General features: G+C 66.5%; 2 protein-coding genes. Both read right to left on the bottom strand.

All coding sequences use genetic code 11. The annotated features are described in order from the left end of the window. A partial coding sequence (locus Y705_RS23140; protein ID WP_253908563.1) for an SRPBCC family protein occupies positions 1–566 on the bottom strand: 566 nt, incomplete at its 3' end. A gap of 113 nt (positions 567–679) precedes the next feature. Then, positions 680–2,337: diflavin oxidoreductase (locus Y705_RS18805; protein WP_173401069.1), on the bottom strand; the 1,658-nt coding region annotated here is incomplete at its 5' end.

The following is a 2,337-nucleotide window of genomic DNA, read 5'->3' as shown; positions in this document are numbered from 1 at the left end:
GCCGCAGCGGCAGCTAGCCCGACGCCCGCGGCCACCTTCCCCGAAACGCCCGCCTTGCCCTTGTCTCCCCGCGATCCTGCGGCGTCCTCGACGCCCGGCGTCCCGACGGAAGTGCCGCCGACCGACCCGCGCCATGCGCCGGTCGCGTAGCCTTCATCCTCGATGAACGCCTTGAACCTGTTCAGGTCCCCTTCGGCCTGGTTCTCCACCACGTTGAGTTTGTCGCCGACCTTTTCCACCAGGCCCTCAGGCTCATACTCAAGGGTCAGGTGTACCGATGTCTGGCCGCCTCCCACGTCTTCGAAGGTCACCGAGCCGGCGTTCGTCGCACCCTCCGTCGCGGCCCAGGACACCTTGCGGTCCACGATCTGCTCGAGAATCCTCGCTTCCCACTGCCGGCGAACGCCGGCAAGCTCGGCGACCCACTCGAGACGGTCATCGCTCAGCTGCGTCACGCTCTTCACGCCGCCCATGAAATGGGGGAATTCCTCGAACTGGGTCCACTGGTTGTAGACCGTGCTCACCGGCATGTTCACCAGGATGCGCTTTTCGATTGTCGTGCTCATAGTGTCTCCTTCAACTAGAACAGGCGATGACGAAACGATTCCCTATTCGTCAGTAGGCTTACTATACCGCCCGCGTCCAGCGGTGGCCATGGCGCAGCGCTCGCGGCTCAAGATCACCGGAAGACTTCAGTGACGTAACGCCCGCTCTTACCTTCGAGGTCCTCCAGCCAAGCTGCCGCTTCTTCTCCTGTCCCGCCCCTTTCCTCTCGGTGGATGCGCAGGAAGACGGCGCGTACCGCCGATGCCATTCGGGGCCCGTCCCCGCATACGTAGAACCTGGCGCCCTGATCCATCAGCTCGACCACCCGCGCCCTGTCGGCCCACAGCCGGTCCTGGACGTACCTCGGGCCACCTCCGGAATAGCGGGAGTAGGCAGGAAGCACCTCCACCACCCCCTGCTCCTCCCACGAGGCCAGCTCCGTCCGGTAGAGGAAGTCGGTATCGGGCGCGCGGCAGCCGAAGAAGAGCAGCGCCGGTCCCGCTTTCAGCCCTGTCTCCTCCGCCTGCAGCGCACGGTCCTGCAGGAAACCGCGGAACGGCGCGATTCCGGACCCCGCGCACACCAGAATCATGGGCGTGGAGGAATCTGCCGGTGGTTGGAACGCCTGCGTGGCAGGTTTCACGCCCAACGCCACCCTGTCTCCCACCTGAACTTCCATGAGATAGGCAGAGCAGACACCCTTCCTGAACGCGGCAGGGGGGTGCCCCCGCTCCCGCAGGGCGGTGACCGTCAGGGTCGCGTGGTCCTTCCTGCACCTGGCCGAGGAGGAAATCGAATACTGGCGCGGCGTCAACGGTGCGAGCATCCGCAGGAAGGCGGCGAATGGAACCTGCACCGCCGGGTTCTCCAGAAGGAGGTCCAGCACCGAACGTCGGTGGTCGAGGACGCGACGGGCGTATTCGTCGACGTCGTCGACCAGAGTCTGCAGCCGGCGCCGCTCCGGTACGCATGGGGTCGCTGCCGCCAGCTCTCCGACCTGACGGCGGGTGGCGGGCTGGGAGAGCTCCACGTAACCGGAAAGCAGGTCCCCTGCCCTCATCGGCACACCGATGGGCAGCCGCGAATCGGTACGCGGGTCCCGCCTGATGACCAGCTGGTCGTCACCGGCGAGACCGAACCGGGTCAGGGCGCGGTGTACGACGTCCGCGGGATTCAACGGGAGCACCTCGAGATAGTCACCGGCGCAATAGGTCAGGCCCTCCGGCAGGGCGAACTCGAGGTGCTTCGTCGACCGCCCGCCCGGCTTCGCCAGATCGACCAACTCCCGGCTGGCGGTGAGGGTGCCGAGGACGAGCCCGTGCGAACGCAGCAGCTGTCCGAGGACGCCACCCGTGAACTCGACCTCCAGGGTGGTCCCGGCAGCAGGCGCGCGTGTCGCTCGATGAAACCGGTTTTCGACTGCATTCCAGAAACCGGCGTACCAGTCCTCGAACCCGCCGAAAAAATCCCCCCTCGCATCTGCTTCACCGCGTTCCAGGATCCGGGCACCACCGGCCCTGGCCAGTGATTCATCGATCAGGCGCGGCACCGCCTGGTAAGTGCGGGCCCAGTCCCTGTTCCCGCACCCGAAAACCGCGTAGCTGACACCCTCGAGGGATCGGGCAGGCAGGGCAGCGGCCCAGGACAGGAACTTCCGCGCGTTGTCCGGAGGCAGGCCCTCGTAGGAAGCGGTGACCACGACCACGGGCCCTTCGGTGGGAAGGTGTCCGGCCGCCGAGTCCATGGTCGACAGCGAGGGCACGTAGCCCTGTCGCTCGGAATCGGCGGCGA

The sequence above is a fragment of the Arthrobacter sp. H41 genome (assembly GCF_000520535.1).
Taxonomy (GTDB): Bacteria; Actinomycetota; Actinomycetes; order Actinomycetales; family Micrococcaceae; genus Arthrobacter_D.
The sequence above is the reverse complement of the archived record's forward strand: the minus strand, read 5'-3'. Positions and strand labels throughout refer to the sequence as shown.